Origin of the sequence: Bradyrhizobium sp. Mp19 (genome assembly GCF_029952935.1) — a bacterium.
Lineage (GTDB): Bacteria > Pseudomonadota > Alphaproteobacteria > Rhizobiales > Xanthobacteraceae > Bradyrhizobium > Bradyrhizobium elkanii.
On sequence record NZ_JASAUT010000050.1, the window covers coordinates 13724 to 28786 of the forward strand.

Sequence of the window (15063 nt, forward strand, 5' to 3'; positions counted from 1 at the left end):
GTGAGTACCAGCGCCGTGGTTGCCAGAGCGGCGCGGTTTGTTGATAAATGGAGGGCTGTTTCTCATCGGAAACATTGCTGCATTCACGACGGCTATTTGAGGATGAGCATGGGGAGATCGCACACGCAATCAAATGAGCACCGAAGCCGCTTGGTCGGCTTGCACGCAATCAGCCTGTCCGGTGGTGGCTTCGCGTGAAGCGACTTCTCAGCCGAACCATATTCCATGCGGCTAGTTGGGCGGGGTTTGCGCCTGCTTTGCGCAAGGCATTTGCCGGCAGGGCCGCTATCCTGATGTTCCATGAGATTCAGCAGGACTGGCACTCGGAGCTGAAGACCGGTGCATCGCCTGATTTCCTTGAATACACTCTGAAGTGGCTGCGCCAGCAAGGATGGGAGATCGTCAGTCTCGATGCATGTCTCGAGCAGCTGGCGGTGGATCCGCAACCGCGCCGCTATGCGGTGCTTACCTTCGACGACGGCTACAAGGACAACGTCACGACTGCATTGCCAATCCTTGAGCGAAATAACGCGCCCTTCACCGTCTATGTTCCAACGGGTGCGGTGACGCGAACGATGCAACCGTGGTGGCTGGGCTTGCGCGACCTGTTCCGCTCGAGAGACAGTCTTGCGATCGACGCAATGAACATGCGATTCAGCTGTCGCGATTTTGACGAGAAAGCATCGGCCCTGGAGAAGGTGAGCAACTGGGTCCATGAGGATTACCAACGAGTCGAAATGCTCGCCCCTACGTTCAGCAAGGCCGATCTATCGCTGGAGGCCTTGAACGACACCTATTTCATCAATGAGCGCGAGCTTCAGGCCCTGGCGCGACACCCCCTGGCTTCGATTGGCGGACACACGGAATCGCATCCAGCACTCGCGTGCCTGAGTGCAGCTTCAGCGCGCGCCGAAATGGCGGGTAATCGCACCTATCTGGAGGCATTGCTTCAGCGCCCGGTCCGGCACGTCGCTTTTCCCTACGGCAACTCCAGGGCATGCGGTCCTCGAGAACAAGATCTCGCGGTGGAAGTCGGTTTTTCGACTGCAGTCACAACTCGGCATGGACAGATACCTGATCGCAAGCCGAATCCTTTTGGGCTTCCTCGCATCGCGGTCGGAGGTCCATCCGACGGCAGAATTCCGTTCGAAGGGCGAATGAATGGCGTCCAGTCGGCGGTCGAGATGCTGTTCGGTCGCAGCAATTGATATCGTGCATTCCGATCGCGTCGAAGAGCCGAGTGCACGCGAATTCTGGCTCGGGCACGAGAAGCGGCCGGCGATCTCGTGCGCCAGGATCGGCCGCCGACAGCGCTCCACACGATCATGCGTGACTGGCGATTCCTGAAATCCAGCGATGGAAGCCGGAGCCGGGCGGGCAGGTCGCGAAATTGTAGCCGATCTTGGGGTTCACCTTCAGGCGATCCAGTGTGCCGAGGTCACTGACTCTCGTGACTGACCCGTCTGCAGCAAGAGAAAACACTGGAAGTCCGAGTGCCTCGAACACATACCTCGTGGTCGCGTGGCTGCGATCCTGGCCATGATCTTCGTAGATGATCAGCGTGTCGCGCTTCAGAACTTGCCGGGCGCCCTTCAGGGCCGCAACCTCCTGGCCCTCGACGTCGAGCTTGATGACGAGCCGATCGCTGTCGGTCAGCTGCTGGTCCCTTGCCAGCGCATCGATCGTTATCGACATGACGGGCTCGGTGTGTGACGGACGGCTGCTCTGCGACGTTACGATGTGTCGGGCCGAATGAGGTCCGTCGTCGGAGAAGAACAGGCTGCGCCCGTCGTACTCGAACAACGCCCTTCGGCAGATCTCGAAGCGCTGATCATTCGCGTCGCGGTTCTGCTCGAGAATTGCAAGCGTCTCCCGTGAAGCCTCGACGGCAATCGCGCGCTTGCGACCCAGCATTTCCGACGTGACGAGAACGGACCAGTATCCGATGTTCGCACCGCAATCGAAGAACGTATAGTCGGTATCCTTCAGCCGCAGCAGAAGCGTCGCTATGTCCGGCTCGTAGGTCATGCCGGGCTGGCCGATGAAGAATGCATTCCAGTAGACGTCGTTCAGCTCAAAGTACAAGCGGCTGCCGTCGGCGAAATGCACGCAAGACAGCTGGGAATGCAGAAGCGGCTTGACCGCCCGCATGGCAAGTCCCATACCGCGCCCGGTACTCCGCGCAACAACGGTGTGCAGAAGCCTCACCAGGCCCATGGAAAGCCGGCTTCCTGACACCTCGTATTCGAATGTACCCCGGTCCATCAGGTACCGCCTCCCGTGCGTAAATCCGATTGCAGCAGCCGCGTCCTCGGATGACAGCGAACGCATTCAACTACCTCCCCAATTCATGTACGCGTGTCCCGACTGCCGCGAACAGGCTGCAGGTCAAGAATGGTGGCGCTGGCTTCCGGCCGTATTGCCTCGGTACGCGGTTCGGATGCGCCTCCCCCCGTTGCGCGCCTGACCAACGCGAGGAGCGCCGTGGTGGCCGTGATATCGATCCCTTCCGCCGAATAAATGTAGGCCGCCGTCCACGCCCTGGTTGCGATGCCCGCGCAGGCGCCGGCAACCGCCGCTCCTGTTGTCCCGAAGGCCAAGGTCGCGCCGATCATGGCCAGGATCCCCACCGCCCAGGTGATCACCACGATGTGCATCGCGGCGCGCTGATGCCCCGTCATGTTCAAGGCGATGGGGCCGATCCCGAAGTATGTCGACACCAGCATGCCGATTGCCAGGACCATCAGGACGCTGTAGGCGCGGGTGAAAGTCTCTCCGAACGCCATCAGCGCGAGGTCGCCGCCAAGCGCCAACGTCGCAACGCAGCCGAGGACGGCGACAAACGCGCCTAATGACGCTCCCGACGTGACGCGCGTGATTTCCGCATGGCGATTCTCATCGAACAGACGTGCGATGAGGGGCGCCGCGGGAATACAGAAGGTCGCCAGGAAGAAATCAAGAAGGAGCGCGATCCGGCTGGCAGCGTAGTAATATCCAGCGGCTTCCGGGCCGACCATGACCGAGATGACGACGAGGTCGATCGTGCCGCCCATGATACTGGTGACGCTGGTTACCCAGAACGGTCCCGAACTGGAAAGGACGTCGCCAAGCCGGTCGTTCGACCGCCTCACCGCCATGGTGAAAACCTTACATCCCTCCGCGAGATGCCGCAGGTAAATGTTCTGAGCGGCGATCAGCACGACCAGGATTGCAGTCGCAATCAGCAGAACGTCTTGCGCCGGCAGCGGATGGCCATACGTCGCGAACAGAACGGCGCCCAGCAATATGATGAGAAACCGCCACAACACGTCCTTCGAAACGAGCGCGAGATTGACGGAGCCGAGCGTGCGCCCTAGCGAGCTCTGCATTTCGATCAAGGACAACGGCAATATCAGCAGCACGCTCGTGGCATATTGCCAGCTTCCGAATATTCCGTCGCGGCCGTGAGCGGCGACGAACGGAAGGAGGGCGATTACGGTCACGGCAACGCTGCCCAGACATGCCACACGAACCCGCTTCGCGACGATCGAGCCGATCTCCGGGTAGTCTTTCCGGGCGGCGATGCTTGGTATTTCCCGCAACACGCGAAATTGCTGACCGACGAGGCCGACCGTGGAGGCGACGAGCGCGAACGTCAGCAACGACATGAGCGCGCCGTATTCCTCTATGTTCATCATCCGCGCAAAGCTTACGCCGAAGAGGAAGGAGACGACGGCGCCCGAGCATCGGTATGCCAAGGCCAGCCATGACTGCCGGAAGACATTGCTGAACATGGTCGCCGGTCCGCCGGGCGCTCGGGTAAAGCTCGTCATTGCTCAAGCCAACGTTGGTGGACGCCACGCGGCGCCCAGTAATTGTGATCGAGCTCTTGCCCGAAATTCCCGGTTCGGCGCACCTCGTGGGCGGAGGAGCGGACTGCGCGGAGGCTGAGCGTTCAAAGGCGACTCATTGTCAAATCGACACATTGTCGCAGGGTCGAATATAACCCCACGGCTGCGGAGAGCGTTCGGCCCTTCTGGATTACCCACTCCGGTGGCCGCAGCGGGAAGCATGCTGCCTTCATCGCGATGAAGGCGGTTCGCCGACGCGCGCTGTTCGACGGTGATGTACGGGGGCATTTCAATCGAGCTTGCGTATCGCGATCGGGAGCCAATTCATGCGCCTATAAGTCAGGATTGGCCTCCTTGTACGTGTGTTGTTTCTCGACCTTGAACGAACCATCGAAATGGGGCTTGACGCCGCTCGCCTTGAGCCCCTGGACCACTGCAGTTCCTCCGGGTGCGGTGCCTGCAGACCTGCGCGCGGGGGCGCGTTCGCGGTCAGACCTGTCGCGTAGCAATCCAATTCCAATCCCCAGAAGCATGCCGCCGAGGATCGCCGATCCAAGTATCAATCGGGCGTTTGGCGAGCTGGCCGTGTAGGGATGAGACACCCCGGTGAGCAGACGAGCCTCGAACACCGGCGCGGATTGCTGCTGCATGGCGTCCATGTAACGCAACATCCGGAGGAAACTGTCATACGTCTTGGCGGCGGCGTCCGCCGTGGCTTCCAGTTCGCGGAGTTCGTCTTGCGTCGTTCCGGTCGATTGCGCCGAGGGTGGACCTGCCGCGGCGGTGTTCGCGGGAGCCGCCATGCCAGTCTTGTAATCCGCTACGGCCTTTTTGGCAGTCGACGCCTGGCTGCTCAATTCGTTGACACGATCCTTGACCCATTTCTCGTTTTGCAGACCCCATTTGTATTTCGCGTCCATCTGCGTCGTAATGTAGGTCTCTACGATGGTGTCCAGGACCTGCGCTGCCCGATCGGGGTCGGCGGAGTTGAAGGCGAGATCGACAATGTAGGTGAGGCCGGCGCGCTTCACTGAAAGCTTGCGCGCGAATGCTTCCATCGCATCACGCGTGACGACATCCGTGTCCGGTCTGCTCCAGCCGAGCATCCCCGATATCGACCGACTGAAACGGTGCAGGGCGCCGCTGGAGAATTCCCGATCCCCCGCCAAACCGAGCTTCGCGATCGCCGCGCGAGCGACGCTCTCGGACTTCAGGATTGCGACCTGACTTTCGACGGCCGTCGTTGCCGACGCCGTGTCGTTGGAAGAAGCCGCCTTGGCGTCGACGATGAGTTGCGCGGTGGCCGTAAACGTCGGAACGGTGACAACGAGATAGAGCAAGCCGGCGCCAAACATCAGAAAACACGTCAGCAGTATGATCGAGAGGCGGCGGCGCAAAAAGGCGAAGCCCTCCGCCACGAATTCGGCCGGCGAACCGAATTCAGGCGGCATCGGGTCCTGAGGTGCCGAATTGTCTGTTCTGTGAGTTTGCAGCATTTGTCTCGAACCTGCAGTTACTGGTGGCCTACCGAAGCCTCCGCCGATCAAACCGGAACGGGATCGATTGCAATGCCCTTGCGGTCTTGCCGTACGGAGTGCACGCAGCAATCGACATCGCGTTAACAGGCATTCCAATAGACCTTTCTGGAGAAGAGGGTCATGACGATGATCTTGAGATCGAGAAGGAATGACCAATTGTCGATGTAATACAGGTCGTGCTCGACACGACGTTGCATCTTCTCCAAGGTGTCGGTCTCGCCGCGATAGCCGTTGACCTGTGCCCAGCCGGTAATGCCGGGCTTGACGTTGTGGCGACGGGAGAACGACGAAATCAGCCGGGCGAAGCTCTCGTTCTGCGAGGTCGCGTGCGGACGCGGCCCGACGAGTGACATATCGCCGACCAGCACGTTGAAGAGCTGTGGAAGCTCATCGATATTGCTGTGGCGCATGAAGCGTCCCAACCGGGTCACGCGTGGATCGTGCCTGGTCACCTGCTTGAAATTGTCGCCGTCCTCCATCACGGTCATCGATCTGAATTTCAGCACGCGAATAGTCTCGTTGTTGTAGCCGTGCCGCGTCTGACGAAATAGCACCGGCCCGGGGGAATCGAGCTTGATTGCGAGTGGAAGGATGACGAAGAGGGGACTGATGATGATAAGTCCGACAATTGCAGCCGCGATGTCGAAGGCTCGTTTGATTGCCCGGTGGAACAGCGTCAGCGGAGACTGGAAGATCCGCATCGTCACCATGTTGCCGAACTGCGTGATGCGCGACACGGCCATGAGGTCGATTGCACCGACCGGCACGACGTGAACGTCAACCGGGAGCTCCGACAGGGCGCCGGCGAGCGCGAGGGCAGCCGGAACATCCGACTCCGAAGTCAGAATGACAATGTCATCCGCTCGCAGCGGCCGGCACTCCGCGATCAGTTCTCGGACATGGGATCGCACCTCCGGTGCCGAAGCGCCAGTGCGAAAGGTCGGCAACTCGAACGAGCGAATGGTCCGGATTCCGGTGGCGCTCACTCGTCCGGAAAAATTCAAGCAGTGGCCCGGTTCACCTATGAGGATGACGCGCCTGGCATCGATCAGTCCGGATGCGATGGCAGGTTGCAGCAACGAGAAGCATATTGCCCGCGCGCAGAGCACCATGACGATGACGCTTGCTGCCTGGGCCATCACGGTCGCGCGCGAGTAGCCGTCCGAGATCTTGAGAAGAAATATCGTCGAGATGAAGAAGGAGAATACGAAGAAGACGGCGCTGACGCCGCTCCACATGAAGATGTGCCGGGGCTGCGTCTGGATCCGCGAATACTGCCGCAGCCCAACGGATACGAGCAGCTGCAACGTGGCAATCAGAATGGATTCCAGGATATATTTGGGAGTGTCCGGATAGTCGAGCTGAAGGACCAGTCGGTAATAGAGGACGGCGGCGGCAAAAGCCCCAACGGCTACGAGGACGAACTCGGCGCCTGCCGCCAATACCAGCAAGGCGGCCAATCGATTCTTGCCAATGTCAGCCGGAATTGCCTTGCGGCCAGTGACCGAATGCGCCGAACGCTCGGTAGGAGCCGGCGAATTGGTGAAAGACGCATAACTCACCGGTTACTCCCAAGCAGTCCGTCAAGCAGTCCGTCCCCCTGACAAAAACAATAGCATTCGGGTCAGGAGGCGGACTGGCAATAAATGGGTAGCCGGGAGTAACTACGATGGTCAGTTGAGCCGAGGCGCTGCGGGTTTAGATTGTCGATCAATCAGTGAGACCGAGCCATCGAGCACGCCATGCCGAACGCCAAGCTGCGTAATTTCTTTCATCTTGACAACCGTGGCGGTCAATCCGGCCGTTGTGTCAGATGGGGCCTGGTAGCTGTTGGCCTGACGATTTCCGCTCAGGCGAAAGCCGAATATCGAGTGAACGTCGGAGATGTTCTGGAGGTCGCGGTAGCCGGCGTGCCGGAGCTGCGGCAGCGTGCTCCGGTCCAGGTCGATGGCAATATCTCGTTGCCGCTGGTTGGGATGGTCCCGGTCGCCGGCCTGCCGTTGCAAGAGATTCGGGCCAAGGTCGGGGCCGCACTGACGAGCAAGGTCTTTCGACAGAGGACCGTGGACGGCCGCGAGGTCGTGGTCGTGATAGATGCAGATCAGGTCACGGCAATCGTGGCGGAGTACAGGCCTGTTTACGTCAACGGGGACGTATCGAAGCCGGGCGAGTACCCTTATCGTCCGGCGAGCACCGCGCGCCAGCTCATCGCCATGGCGGGTGGCTACGACATCATGCATATCAGGATGAATAACCCGTATCTCGAGTCAGCTGACTTGAGAAGCGAGTATGGATCGCTCTGGACAGAACTCGCCAAGGAACAGGCGCGTATGTGGCGCATCAAGAGCGAACTCGGGGAAGGGACGCAGATCAACCCAAGCGCTTCTCTTGCCGACGTGCCCATAGCCCGGTCGGCGGTTTCGGAAATCGTCAATGCGGAAGCCGAATATCTGAAGACGAAGCAGAGTGACTATCAGCAGGAAAAGGCGTACTTGCAGCGCAGCGTTCGGCAGGGAGACGATGAGGTCCGCGTACTATCGGAGCAGCAAAAGAAAGATGAAGAGGGACTTCAGTCCGACGTCGAGGACCTTCAGAAAGCGACCGACCTGTTCGGCAAGGGATCGTTGATCAGCCCTCGCGTGACGGATGCCCGTCGCGCGGTTCTGCTGTCGGCGACCCGGAGGCTGCAGACCTCTGCGCAATTGCTCCAGGTCAAGAAATTGCAGGACGAGTACGCCAGACGGTTGGCAAAGCTCGACGATCAGCGGAAGCTTGATCTGTTTCGTGAGCTGCAAGAGACCAGCTTAAAGCTCAATCAGATTCGCGAGAAACTGCAGAGCGTCGGCGAGAAGCTTCAGTACACTTCGATGGTTCGATCGCAGCTCGCACGGGGCGCCGGCAGTAAGCCGGATATTGTCATTATTAGAAAGAGCGAGAAGGGACCGGAACGGATTGTCGTGAACGAGGACGCCGAGTTGCAGCCGGGCGACACCATCGAGGTCTCGCTGCGATACCAGGATGGACCCGACGCGCCACCCCGAAAGCTGAGCAGTTCAAATGCCCCGGTCGTGATAGGCCGGTCTGAGGTGACCGCGGCAGACTCGCGGCGCGACAGCAGGTGACAAAGCCGGAAGCGATCGGCCCATCACGCGAGGCCGGGAATTTGCGCTCCCGTCGATCGCGTGAAGCGGCCGGTCAGCCCGCATCAGGGGCTACCTGGAACTGGAAGACACGAGCAGCCATGGAGTTTGATTACGCTCATCCGCATATTTTATGGCCTATCCGACGGTGGCGCCGCTTAGGCACAGGGTAATTCTGCTTGATCTGAACCTTGAATATTTTGTGACCTTGACCGTTCTCGATCCGCTCTTCCGCTTCTCTGCGATCTAGAACTCACAGAAGGATGACCTCCTTGTGCGGCTTCGTTGGCATCTTTGGATTTAAGGATTCGATCGAGACGGTGCGCAGCCGGGCGCTCGAGATGGCCAAGACGGTCAGGCACCGCGGGCCAGACTGGAGCGGCATCTACTCCAGCGACGGCGCAGTGCTCGCGCACGAGCGCCTTTCCATTGTCGACGTGGAGCACGGCGCTCAACCCCTTCTCGACGTCACCGCGGGTCGGGCGTTGGCCGTGAACGGAGAGATCTACAATCATGTTGCTTTGCGCGAGGCACTGAAGCTGCCGCACGCTTGGAAGACGAAGTCCGACTGCGAAATTATCCTCTATCTCTACGACGAGTACGGCCCTGCCGTGTGCAATATGCTGAGTGGAATCTTTGCGTTTGCCCTGTTCGACGAGCGCAGTGGCGATTTCTTCGTCGCCCGAGACCACATCGGCATCGTTCCGCTTTACATCGGATGGGGTAGCGACGGCACGACTTACGTCGCGAGCGAAATGAAAGCTCTCGATGGCGTATGCGAGACGATCCGGGAGTTTCCTCCGGGACATCATTACAGCGGAAGGGCCGGACAGTTCGTCAAGTGGTATGATCCACAGTGGGCACATACTCTTCCAACGAGGAAGGTATCCCTGCAGGAGCTCCGGACGTCGCTTGAAGCTGCGGTCAAGCAGCAAATGATGTGCGATGTGCCTTACGGGGTGCTTATTTCCGGGGGGCTCGACTCTTCGCTTATAGCGGCGCTCGCGGCGCGCCACCGCTTCAAGCGGATCGAGTCGGGAGAAACCGAAGAAGCATGGTGGCCGAGGCTGCACTCGTTCTCCGTCGGCCTCGAAAACTCACCTGACATGAAGCATGCGCGAGACGTGGCGGCTCACATCGGCACGGTCCATCATGAGATTGTCTTTACCGTGCAGGAAGGGTTGGACGCATTGCCGGACGTGATCCGGCACCTGGAGACCTTTGATGTCACCACCATTCGTGCCGGCACGCCGATGTACCTCATGGCGCGCAAAATCAAATCGATGGGCATCAAGATGGTGTTGTCCGGAGAAGGCGCTGACGAGGTATTTGGCGGCTATCTCTACTTCCACATGGCACCATCAGCGGAAGAATTCCATGAGGAGACCGTCCGGAAGATCTTTGCGCTCAGCAAGTATGATTGCTGTCGCGCGAACAAGGCAATGGCGGCCTGGGGGGTCGAAGCTCGTGTGCCCTTCCTGGACAAGGAATTCCTGGACTACGCAATGTCGATAAACCCCGCCGAGAAAATGTGCCCTGGCGAGAAAATCGAGAAGGGCATATTGCGGGAAGCATTTACCGATCTGTTGCCGCAAGCGATCTTGTGGCGTCAAAAGGAGCAGTTTTCCGACGGGGTAGGGTATAGCTGGATTGAGAGCTTGAAACATCAAGCCGAGAATAAAGTCTCGGATCAGATGCTCGCAGAGGCGAGCAAGCGCTTTCCGCGGCAAACGCCGACGTCCAAGGAAGGATATTTCTACAGGGCCATCTTTGATGGCATTTTCAACAACCCGACGGCCTGCCTAACTGTCCCCGTCGGTCCTTCGATCGCATGCTCCACGCCGACCGCGTTTCTCTGGTCTCAGCAGTTTGCGAGCATGAATGACCCATCTGGAAGGGCAGTGAAAGGGATCCACGTTCAAGCCATTGATCATGTTCAATCAGTTGGGAACCTCGGGAGTTCGGAGGCCCCATCGAGCGAACGGGTTGCAGCGGCGGAGTGAAATCATCCTCCTTCAAGCGGATCGCCTACCGTTGTGGGTGAATCCGGCGCGCCGTTTGCTGCGTCGGTCGCCGCGACCGGCCCGGATGCCGAGACCATTCAAGCCCGGCCCGCCCGAAGAGCCGGCACTCGGCCTTCCTGCAACCAATGCCAGAGCGACGTCGTCGGCGCCGCATCGGGATCATGACATCGAGGCGACCACCTCAAGCATCACCTCCGTCGCGCCGCCGGCGATGGAGAGGACGCGCGCGTCACGCGCTACGCGCTCGATCGCGCTCTCGCGCATGACGCCCATGGCGCCGTGGAACTGCACGCATGCATACGCGACCTCGTTGACGAGTTCGCCGCAGATGGCCTTCAACATCGAGGTCTCGCGCAGGCAATCGTCGTCGGCTGCCATGCGCCAAGCGGTGGCATAGAGAAACTGACGGCTTGCCTCCACTTTCGCGGAGAGCATCGCGAGACGTTGACGGATCGCCTGCATGTCCCAAAGGACGCCCCCGAATGCGCGGCGGGTCTTCACGTAGGTGACGGTCATATCGATCGCCGCCTCGGCCATCCCTATCGACATGGCGGCGAGGACAAGGCGCTCGTTCTGCAAGTTGCGCATGATTGAATAGAAGCCTTGTCCCTCCGCGCCGAGCACGTTCTCGGCGGAGATGCGGCAACCGTCGAAGACAAGTTCCGCCGTGTCGGAGGAGCGCCAGCCGAGCTTGTCCAGTTCGCGCGCGACGCTGAAGCCTGGCGTCCCCTTCTCGACGAGGAACATCGTGATCCCGTTGGTTCCTGCCGCGGGATCCGTCTTGGCCGCCACGCAGTAGAGATCCGCGTGGACGCCGTTCGTGATGTAGAGCTTCGTGCCGTCGAGCACGTAGGAGTCGCCGTCTCGAACCGCGCGCGTGCGGATGGCTTTCACGTCCGAGCCCGCATCCGGCTCCGTGATGGCGACCGCGGTGATCACCTCGCCGCTGACAATGCCCGGCATCCAGCGGGCCCGCTGGGCTTTGGTCCCGTCGTGAAAGACATACAAGGACGCCATGTCGGCATGGACGAGCATCGCGTCGGCGACGCCGCCATAGGTCGAGCGCCCGAGCTCCTCGGCGAAGACCGTTGACGCGACAGAGTCCATTTCGGCGCCGCCATACTCAGCCGGGTAACGGATGCCGAAGAAACCGAGTTCGCCCATGCGGCGCAGGATCGAACGCGGAATGAACCCGTTCTCTTCCCAGCGATCCGCGCAGGGCTTGATTTCCTCCTTGACGAACCGGCGGACCTGGTCCCGTAAGAGCTCATACTCCGCCGCCATCCAAGGCAGCTCCGGCTCTCGCGCCGACATCCAAGCTTTGTCCATCGTCTTCATCCGATCTGCTATGAGCTGACTCAAAGGCTCCTGTCCCGATGCCCAAGACCGGGCGGAGGCCTTCCGGCTAGAGTTCGACCTCCTCTCTCGGTCCCTCCGAGAGGGAAGGGGTATTGGAACCGGCCACCCAGCGCATGCCGTCGATGACTTCCGCCAGCTCGGCCAGTGTCGGGCGCTCAAAGAGGTTGCGAAGCTGCACGTCGACGCCGAAGATCTTTCGCATACGCGACACCGCACGCACTACCAGGAGCGACTCCCCGCCGAGGTCGAAGAAGTTGTCGTGGCGTCCGATCGACTCGAGCTTCAGGAGTTGGCACCATAGCGCGGCCAGGGTCTTCTCGGTCTCGGTCGAGGGGGCGGCGAAGACTTGCGCCGGCTGGATGTTTTCCGCCGTCGGCTCGGGAAGCGACGAGCGGTCGATCTTGCCGTTGGACGTGAGCGGCATCCGCTCGAGGCGAACATAGTGCGTCGGAATCATGGACTCCAAGAGTTCTTCGGCGAGGTGCGCGCGCAGGTCCGCCACGGTCGGAGCTTTCGACGAGACATAGTAGGCCACAAGCCGTGCGATGCCGTCTTCGGGCGTCGACGGTTCGACATGGCCGTTCGTTTTCTGTGTCGCCGCTTTCGTCATCGAGGTGGCGATGGCGACGACGGCGCATTCCTGAACGTCCGGGTGCTTGAGCAGCCGTGCTTCGATCTCGCCAAGTTCGATACGGGTGCCACCGACCTTCACCTGATGATCGGCGCGGCCGAGAAATTCCAGGCGTCCTTCCGAGTTCCAGCGGGCGAGATCGCCCGTCTTGTAGAGCCGCAACTTCGAGCGCCCATCTCGGGGATCTGCGACCGTGCGGAAACGCTCGTCGGTCAGATCAGGGCGATTGAAATAACCTCTCGCGAGACCGTCGCCGGCAATGAACATCTCACCGATGATCCCGGGGCCGGTGGGCTGATATTCCTTGCTGAGGACGTAGATTCCCGCATTCGCGGCCGGAACGCCGATCGGCACCGATGCGGACTGATCCCGGTCGGTGTCGAAACGGTGAATCATGCAGCCCACCGTGGCTTCGGTTGGTCCATACTCGTTGTAGATTTCGATAGGATGGGGAATAGCGTTGGTGATGTCGCGAGCCAGCGCGGCCTTGAAGTCCTCACCGCCCACAATGAACTTGCGCAGTCTTGTGGTCTCAAGATTGCGGTCGCGGATCATCGCGAGATGCGCCGGCGTCAGCTTGATGATGTCCACCGCATTGTCGTCGATCACCTTGAGCGCGACCATGCTCTGCACCCCGGGATCGCCAAGATAGACCACGATGCGGCCGCCGGTGATGAGTGGCGTAAAGAGCGTTGTGACGGTCAGGTCAAATGCGAGGGATGAGAAAAGGGGCCATGCCAGACTTTCGCCGGAACTGTACACCTGGGCGGCCCACCAGATGTAGTTCACCAAGCTCCGGTGCTCGATCTCGACGCCCTTGGGCGTGCCGGTCGAGCCGGAGGTGAAGATGATGTAGGCGGCGCCGTCCGGCGTGGCAGCGGACGGCCGGGCCGAGGCCGGCTGATTCATGATCGAATCGAAATCGGCGTCGAGCACGAAAATGTCGGCAAGGTTCGGGGGAATGCCGGATCGCAGGCGCGACTGGGTGATCGCCACCGGCGCCCGCCCGTCGGTCCCGTTGGAAATGTCCTGCAGGATTGTTGCGATACGCCCCTTTGGCGTTGCCGCATCCACCGGTACATAGGTTGCGCCGGACTTCAGCACGCCCAGGATCGCGACGACGACTTCAATGGAGTGCTCCATGAAAACAACGGCAATCCGGCCCGGGCCGACGCCGGTCGAGCTCAAATGCGCGGCCATCTGGTTGGAGCGTTCGTCGAGCTGCCGGTAGGTCAGCGTTGCATTGCCAAAGCGGATCGCTTCGGCGTCGGGACTGCGCGTCGCCTGGTCGCGGAAGAGATCGATGATCGTCCTGTCCGACGGATAGCGTGCTGCCGTGGCGTTGTAATCGACAACCAGCGCCTGATGATCGGAATCCTTCAGCAGAGGAAGCGCGACGCCCTCCGGCGCGATAGGTAGGACTTCGTTCATGAAATACGCTCCCATCGGGAAAACTAAAAAATCAAATCACGTCAATCGTTCTGCTTTTGGGTTGCCTGGCGATAGAGGTCTGCGATGGCAGGTGCGTCAGGTTCCATCAGCATCGTGGCCTCGTTGCAGTCATCGGGCCCGAAGTAAAATTCGGCATGCGGCACTACTGGTAGCCATCGGTGGGGCGCGGCGCCGGATCGCAGCCAGGCCTTGTTGGGAAGGAATATGCAAACCCGACCTGAATACGCAGTGGGAGCGTACCGCTGAAAGGCCGCGATCGCCGTGGATTTGAGTAGAGCCCTGCTCGCCAGCACCGGATCTGTCGCGACAGGCTCCTTGCTCTTGCCAACGAGAGGGATGAGGGCGCGGAAGTGCTCGCGGAGGCGACTGCCGAAATATCGGAGACGGGCGCTGAATGTCGGCAGCTTCGCTGTCTCATGCAGGAACGATTCCGCCTTGCCCCTGGCAAGGAAATACAGCCGGCGCGGCCATTCCCCATAGGTGGTGGGGTGGAGAGGGCCAAAGAGCGCAACGCATGAGACCTCCGATTTGCTCTGTCCCAGGATTTGCGCCAGCTCGAAAGCTGTTGAAGCGCCGGAGCAATAGCCGGCGATGATGTACGGACCGGTCGGTTGATATTCGACGATCTGGCGGGCGAAGTACTCGGCGATATCTTCGACGCGGTCCATCGGCTCGCTCTGCCCATCGAAGCCAGGCGGTTGGAGTGCGTAGAACGGTTGATCGCCGCCCAGGTTCTTCGCGAGGTCCAGGAAGGAGGACGGTGCCCCGACATGACCGGGTACGGCGTAAATGGGCGTGCGTGTTCCGCCGGACTGCAACGGAACGATTGCAGGCGATTGCGTGGCGGCGGCCGTGGCCATGTTCAGAAACGCGATGATCTCGCCCTTCCGACCCTGCAACTGATCGCGAAGCTCCGCCGTCAGCGCGCCGGCCGGGGCGTTGCAGCGCAGCCGGTCGCCCTCGACCCAGACCTTGATGTCCTTGACCGCGAGGTCTGCGAGCAGCTCAGAAAACTGCATCACCGGCGCTGACATCGGGCTTTTCATGGATGAAGCTGACATTTCCTGTTCCGTGCGCCATCGCGGTATC

At 60.5% G+C, this 15063-nt stretch carries 10 protein-coding genes; 3 read left to right on the top strand and 7 right to left on the bottom strand.

Features of this window, described 5'->3' with window-relative positions; all coding sequences use genetic code 11:
• The first annotated feature begins 194 nt into the window (after window positions 1–194).
• Window positions 195–1208 carry a polysaccharide deacetylase family protein gene (locus tag QJT82_RS35165; protein ID WP_245288758.1) on the top strand — a complete coding sequence of 338 codons (1014 nt, stop codon included), beginning with the start codon at window positions 195–197 and terminating at the stop codon, window positions 1206–1208.
• 115 nt (window positions 1209–1323) lie between these two features.
• Here QJT82_RS35165 and QJT82_RS35170 read toward each other — a convergent pair whose 3' ends face one another.
• From QJT82_RS35170 to QJT82_RS35185, 4 genes are all read right to left on the bottom strand, one after another.
• Window positions 1324–2331 (bottom strand): FkbM family methyltransferase, encoded by a 1008-nt coding sequence (locus QJT82_RS35170; protein ID WP_245288757.1) that lies wholly within the window; start codon window positions 2329–2331, stop codon window positions 1324–1326.
• A 17-nt stretch (window positions 2332–2348) separates the two neighbouring features.
• Window positions 2349–3773 (bottom strand): oligosaccharide flippase family protein, encoded by a 1425-nt coding sequence (locus QJT82_RS35175; RefSeq protein WP_028341558.1) that lies wholly within the window; start codon window positions 3771–3773, stop codon window positions 2349–2351.
• A gap of 389 nt (window positions 3774–4162) precedes the next feature.
• A complete protein-coding gene (locus QJT82_RS35180) occupies window positions 4163–5281 on the bottom strand; it encodes a Wzz/FepE/Etk N-terminal domain-containing protein (RefSeq protein ID WP_028341557.1) in 1119 nt (372 codons plus the stop codon).
• A gap of 167 nt (window positions 5282–5448) precedes the next feature.
• Entirely contained in the window at window positions 5449–6828 is a 1380-nt protein-coding gene (locus QJT82_RS35185) for an undecaprenyl-phosphate glucose phosphotransferase (RefSeq protein ID WP_264623067.1), read from the bottom strand.
• Between the two features lie 282 nt (window positions 6829–7110).
• On the opposite strand from QJT82_RS35185, the gene QJT82_RS35190 reads away from it, so the two are divergent.
• Window positions 7111–8490 (top strand): polysaccharide biosynthesis/export family protein, encoded by a 1380-nt coding sequence (locus QJT82_RS35190; protein WP_035631826.1) that lies wholly within the window; start codon window positions 7111–7113, stop codon window positions 8488–8490.
• Window positions 8491–8771: 281 nt separating this feature from the next.
• Window positions 8772–10511: an asparagine synthase B gene (asnB, locus tag QJT82_RS35195; RefSeq protein WP_028341555.1), complete on the top strand. Its 1740-nt coding sequence runs from the start codon at window positions 8772–8774 to the stop codon at window positions 10509–10511.
• A gap of 180 nt (window positions 10512–10691) precedes the next feature.
• On the opposite strand, the gene QJT82_RS35200 is transcribed toward asnB, so the two are convergent.
• From QJT82_RS35200 to QJT82_RS35210, 3 genes are all read right to left on the bottom strand, one after another.
• On the bottom strand, window positions 10692–11870 hold the full coding sequence (locus QJT82_RS35200; protein ID WP_155258558.1) for an acyl-CoA dehydrogenase family protein: 1179 nt from the start codon (window positions 11868–11870) through the stop codon (window positions 10692–10694).
• A gap of 67 nt (window positions 11871–11937) precedes the next feature.
• On the bottom strand, window positions 11938–13953 hold the full coding sequence (locus QJT82_RS35205; protein WP_245288756.1) for a non-ribosomal peptide synthetase: 2016 nt from the start codon (window positions 13951–13953) through the stop codon (window positions 11938–11940).
• Window positions 13954–13994: 41 nt separating this feature from the next.
• Window positions 13995–15035: an alpha/beta fold hydrolase gene (locus tag QJT82_RS35210; RefSeq protein WP_245288755.1), complete on the bottom strand. Its 1041-nt coding sequence runs from the start codon at window positions 15033–15035 to the stop codon at window positions 13995–13997.
• Between the last annotated feature and the right edge of the window lie 28 nt (window positions 15036–15063).